The following is a 5,638-nucleotide window of genomic DNA, read 5'->3' on the forward strand; positions in this document are numbered from 1 at the left end:
GAATCACGCGGCCCCCTCCGGCTTTCCGGTCTCTTTCGTCCGTCCGGACGCTTCAGGCTCCTCGCGCGCGGCGATCGCTGCGGCCGCGGTCTTGAAGCGGTCGCTGCGCTCGGCGTAGTCGCGGAACATGTCCCAGGACGCGCAGGCGGGCGAGAGGAGGATCTGGTCGCCCGGAGCGCTCGTGCTCCAGAGCCACTCGACCGCGTCTTCGAGCGTCGCGAAGCGCTCCATGGCCATCGCGTCGTCCGCAATCGCCCGGCCGATCGCTTCGGCGTCCCGGCCGATCAGCGCGGCGGCGGCGACGCGGCCCTTGAGCACCTCGGCCAAGGGCGTGAAGTCCTGCCCCTTGCCGTCGCCGCCGAGCAGAATGCGGATGGGCCGGCCCTGAGCGGCGAGCCCCCTGACGGCGGCGGCCACCGCCCCGACGTTCGTGCCCTTGGAGTCGTCGATGAAGTCGCGCCCCGCCACGGTGCGCACAAGCTCGACGCGGTGGGGTTCGCCCCGGTAGGTGCGCAGCACCCCGACGGCGACCAGCCGGTCGATGCCGACGGCGGCCGTGAGCGCGAGCGCGGCGAGCGCGTTCATCGCGTTGTGGCGGCCGCGGATCAGCAGCTCTCCTTCGGGGAGGTAGAGGATCTCCACCTCCATCTCGTCCATCGAGGCGAGCCACAGGCCCTGCGAGGCGTGCGCGGCGAGTTCGAGCCCGAATTCACCCGGGTGCTTCGGGCGCGAGGCGCCGAAGGTGCGCAGGAGCTTCGGGTCTTCCAGATCCTCCGTCGTCATCGCGAGCGCAAGCGCGTCCTCGCGGTTTCCGACGCGCACGGTGTCCTTCGAGAAGATCCGCGCCTTGGCGCGGGCGTAGGCCTCCATCGAGCCGTGCCAGTCGATGTGGTCCTCGGTGATGTTGAGGAGCGCCGCGGCGTCGCAGTAGAGCGTGTGCGTCGTGTCGAGCTGGAAACTCGAGAGTTCGAGCACCCAGAGGTCGGGGAGCGTCCCGGCGGCCTCGGCCTTCTCGAGCTCGAAGAGCGCGTTGGGCCCGATGTTGCCCGCCGCGATGGTCGAGCGCCCGGACGCCTCGCCGATCTTCGCCGTGAGGGTCGTGGTGGTGGTCTTGCCGTTCGTGCCGGTCACGCCGATCACGGCGGGCTTGTACCCGCTCGTGCGGCCGAGGTGCGCGAGGTGCTGCGCGAAGAGCTCGATCTCGCCCGCAACGGGGACGTTCTTCGCGCGCGCGTCGCCCGCGAGCGCCGCCGCGGGTCCGTGCCAGGGCGAAATGCCCGGCGACATCACGAGGAGGTCCGTGCCGGGGGGAAGCGCTGCGGGGAGCCCCCCGAGCGTCACCTCGACGGCGGGGTTCTGCGCGCGCCAGTCGTCGAGTCCCGCGACCGCGGCGCGGGTGTCGGCGGCCGCGACCCGCCAGCCGCGGCGCGCGAGATATGCGGCCGAGACGCGCCCCGAGGCGCCCAGACCCGCGACGAAGGCGCGGCGGCCCGCCCCTTCGGCGGCGTTGAGTTCAATGTAGCCCTGATCGGCTTCCTTCAGCATGACTTGGCTCCAGCGCCGGAGGCGCTGCGCACTCCGGCGAAAAAAACTTCTCTTCCTTCCTTTGCGGATCAGCGGATCTTGAGGGTCGCGAGGCCGATCAGCACGAGGATGAAGGTGATGATCCAGAAGCGGGTGACGACCTGCGTCTCCTGCCAGCCCTTGAGTTCAAAGTGGTGGTGGATGGGCGCCATCAGAAAGATGCGCTTGCCGTGGGAGAGCCGGAAGTACGTGGTCTGGATCATGACCGAAAGGGTCTCGACGACGAAGACGCCGCCCATCACGGCGAGGACGAGCTCCTGGCGCGTGACGACCGCCATGGTGCCGAGGCACCCGCCCAAGGCGAGCGCGCCCACGTCGCCCATGAAGACCTGCGCGGGGTGGGCGTTGAACCAGAGGAAGGCGAGGCCGGCGCCCGCAAGAGCGCCGGCGATCACAACGAGCTCGCCCGCCCCGGGAATGAAGGGGAAGATCAGATAGGCCGAGAAGTCCGGACGCCCCACGACGTAGGCGAAGACGCCGAGCGCCATGCCGACGAGAACCGTCGGGAGGATGGCGAGGCCGTCGAGGCCGTCCGTGAGGTTCACCGCGTTGCTCGAGCCGACGATCACGACGTAGGTGAAGACGAGGAAGCCGATCAGCCCGAAGGGGAGCGCGACGTCCTTGAAGCACGGGATGAGGAGGTGGATGTTGGGCGAGAGGTCGAGCGGGAAGCGCGCGTCGTACCACTTCGCCACCGCTTCGGCGAAGGTGCCGCCCGGCTCCACCGAGAGCGCGAGCGCGAGGTAGAAGGCCGCGGCGAAGCCGATCACCGACTGCCAGGCGAACTTCTCCTTCGCGCTCATGCCGCGCGGATTGTGGTGCACGACCTTGCGGTAGTCGTCGATCCAGCCGATCGCGCCGTAGCCCAGAGTGACGAAGAGCACAACCCAGATGAAGCGGTTCGAGAGGTCCGCCCAGAGCAGCGTCGAGACGGTGATCGCGAAGAGGATGAGGGCGCCGCCCATCGTGGGCGTGCCGTCCTTCACGAGGTGCGTCTTCGGGCCGTTCGTGCGCACGGCCTGCCCGAAGTGGAGTTTTTTGAGTTCGCGGATCATCCAGGGCCCGAAGGCGAAGCCGATCACGAGGGCGGTGAGGCACGCGAGGAGTGCGCGCAGCGTGAGGTAGTTGAAGACCCCGAAGCCCGACCAGCTCGTCGAGAGCGAACGGAAAAGTTCAAGAAGCATGATGGAGTTGACTTCGAATCAATGAAAAAACCGGTGTCCCGACGTCCTTTAGAGCGCCTTGAGCGCCTTCACCACGTCGGCGAAGCCCGATGAATGGCTCGCCTTCACGACGACCACGGCGCCCGCGAGCGGCAGTTCGGCGAGGCGCGCGACGAGCTCGGCGCGCGAGGCGAACCAGCACCCGGAGGCGCCCTCGGACTTCGCCGCTTCGAAGGCCTCGGCGGCGTGCTTCGCGTGCGCACCCGTAGTCCAGAAGCGCTCGACGCCGGCCGCGGCCGCCGCGCGGCCCACTTCGGCGTGCCAGCGCTCGGACGCGCCGCCCAATTCGGCCATGTCGCCGAAGATGAAGATCCGGGGCGCGGGCTCGGCGGCGAGCATCCGCACCGAGGCGAGCGCGCTGTCGGGATTGCAGTTGTAGGCGTCGTCCACGAGCGTGAAGGTCCCGCGGGCGCTCTCGACCGTGGTGCGCTCGCCGCGGCCGGCGAGCGCACGGAAGCCGGCAAGCGCCGTGAGTGCCTGATCGGAGTCGATCCCGAGCGCGAGCGCACCCGTGAAGACCGCGAGGGCGTTCCTCGCGTTGTGCGCGCCCGCAATCGAGAGGCGCGTGCGACGCTCCTCTGCGCAAACGCGCACGAGAAGCTCCCCGTCGGGGAGCAGTTCCCCCACGACGTCGGCCGGAACGTCCTTCGTCATCGACCAGGTGAGGAGGCGCGCGCCGCGCGCCGCGGCGATCGAGCGCCAGACGCGCGTGCCCGGGTCGTCGGCGGGAATCACGGCGCCGCCCCCTTCGGGGAGCGCGGCGATGAGCATGCCGTTCTCCCAGGCCGTCTCCTCGACCGAGGCGAGGTGCTCCTGGTGCTCGCGCTGCGCGTTGGTGAGGATCACGAGGTCGGGGCGGATCAGGTCCGCCAACGCCCCCATTTCGCCCGGGTGGTTCATGCCGGCCTCAACCACGGCGGCGGAATGCGCCGCCGAGAGGCCGAGGAGCGTCTGCGGCACGCCCACGTCGTTGTTGAAGTTCCCCGCGGTCGCGTGCACGTGCCGCTCGCCGAAGCGGGCGCGCAGCACCGCCGCGGTCATCTGCGTCACGGTGGTCTTGCCGTTGCTGCCGCCCACGGCAACGACGGGGACCGTGAAGCCGAGGCGCCACGCACGGGCGATGCGCCCGAAGGCGCGCCGGGAGCTCGCGGCGACGAGCTGCGCGACGTCGCCCGCACCTTCGACCGGACGCTCGACGACGAGTGCGGCTGCGCCGGCCTTGGCCGCGGCTGCGGCGAAGTCGTGGCCGTCGAAGCGCTCGCCAGGGAGCGCGACGAAGACCGACCCCGCGCGCACGGCGCGCGAGTCGGTGGTGACCGTCGTCCACGTCGTCCTGAGCGCCGCGAGGCCGCCCCGGGCGCAGACGAGTTCCGCGCCCAGAGCCTCGACGAGGCGGGCGAGCGTTTTTTCCTGATGCATGGGCGTCTCCACGTGGGGCTACTCGCCGCGGGCGTCGCGGATGCGCCGCTCGTTGAAGGCTTCGCGCAGCACCTCCGCGTCGAGGAAGTGGTGCGGGCCGTCCTTGAGGATCTGTTCGCTCTCGTGACCCTTGCCCGCGACGAGCACGACGTCGTGCGGATCGGCCGCGAGCACCGCCGCGTGGATCGCCTCGCGGCGGTCCGTGACGATGCGCACGTTCCGGGCGCCCGGGCACCCGGCCGCAATCGCCTCGACGATCGCCTGCGGGTCTTCGCTTCTCGGGTTGTCGCTCGTGATCACCACTTCGTCGGAATGTTCGGCCGCAACGGCGCCCATCATCGGGCGCTTGCCCGGATCGCGGTCGCCGCCGCACCCGAAGACCGTCCAGAGGCGTCCGCCGCGGGCGCGCGCGTTGGGCAGCAGGCTCGTGACCGCCTTCTCGAGCGCGTCGGGCGTGTGACCGTAGTCGACGACGCCGAGCGGCATCCCTTCGGCCTCGACCATCTGCATGCGGCCCGGAGGCGGCACGAGGGTCTCGAGGTGCGGAAGGACCGCCTCGAGCGGGTGCCCGAGGGCGAGCACGGCCGCGAGCGCCTCGAGCGCGTTGTCCACGTTGAAGAGCCCGATCGCCGGGAGGTGGAGGACGCGCTCGACGCCGTCCACGCTGAGGATGAAGCCCGTGCCGCGCCCGGTGGGCGCGATGCGGTGCGCGTCGAGGAAGTGCGCGCACCCGTGCTTTTGGGCGAACGCCTCCGCCGCGCCTTCGCGGCCTGTCGCCCAGACGGCCGCGCCGTGGGCGCGCGCCGTCGCGGCGAAGCGCTCCGACACGGGGTCGCCCGCGTTCACCACGGCGCTTTCCAGACCGGGCCAGGTGAAGAGGATCTCCTTCGCCGCAGCGTACGCCTCCATCGTGTGGTGGTAGTCGAGGTGGTCGCGCGTGAGGTTCGTGAAGACGCCGACGCGGAAGTGCGACCCGGTCATGCGGCCCTGCTCGAGCCCCACCGAGCTCGCCTCGATCGCGAAGGCGCGCGCGCCCTTGGCGAGGACCTCGGCGTAGATGCTCTGCAGCGACGGGGCGTCGGGGGTCGTGAGGTGGGGCGAGGGAATCTTCTCCCCTTCCAGGAAGACGCCGACGGTGCCGATCACAGCCGTGGGGAGGCCGAGCTTCCCGAGAAGCTCGCTCACCCAGAAGGTGGTGGTGGTCTTGCCGTTCGTGCCCGTCACCGCGACGCCCGCCATCTTCGCCGACGGGTCGCCGTAGAAGGCCGAGGCGATGGCGCCGAGGCGCTCCGAGAGGTGCTCGACCCCGAGGGAGGCGACCGGGTGGTGCGCGGCGGGCGAAGTCTCGCGGGCGTCGCCCGTCTCGTAGATCACGCCGGCGGCGCCGCGGGCGGCCGCGACGCGGATGAAGC

4 protein-coding genes are annotated in these 5,638 nt (G+C 70.8%); all 4 read right to left on the reverse strand.

Annotated features, from left to right (window positions below; genetic code table 11):
* Window positions 1–3: 3 nt before the first annotated feature.
* Window positions 4–1,545: a UDP-N-acetylmuramoyl-L-alanine--D-glutamate ligase gene (murD, locus tag ACT6Y9_RS08265; protein ID WP_443744189.1), complete on the reverse strand. Its 1,542-nt coding sequence runs from the start codon at window positions 1,543–1,545 to the stop codon at window positions 4–6.
* Between the two features lie 68 nt (window positions 1,546–1,613).
* Window positions 1,614–2,768, reverse strand: a complete 1,155-nt coding sequence (gene mraY, locus ACT6Y9_RS08270) for a phospho-N-acetylmuramoyl-pentapeptide-transferase (RefSeq protein WP_295477669.1) — start codon at window positions 2,766–2,768, stop codon at window positions 1,614–1,616.
* Between the two features lie 48 nt (window positions 2,769–2,816).
* Window positions 2,817–4,226 carry a UDP-N-acetylmuramoyl-tripeptide--D-alanyl-D-alanine ligase gene (locus tag ACT6Y9_RS08275; RefSeq protein ID WP_443744190.1) on the reverse strand — a complete coding sequence of 470 codons (1,410 nt, stop codon included), beginning with the start codon at window positions 4,224–4,226 and terminating at the stop codon, window positions 2,817–2,819.
* 18 nt (window positions 4,227–4,244) lie between these two features.
* Window positions 4,245–5,638 (reverse strand): UDP-N-acetylmuramoyl-L-alanyl-D-glutamate--2,6-diaminopimelate ligase (locus ACT6Y9_RS08280; protein ID WP_443744191.1); only part of this gene is annotated, 1,394 nt, incomplete at its 5' end.

Origin of the sequence: Sutterella sp. (assembly GCF_052272535.1) — a bacterium.
Taxonomy (GTDB): domain Bacteria; phylum Pseudomonadota; class Gammaproteobacteria; order Burkholderiales; family Burkholderiaceae_F; genus Sutterella.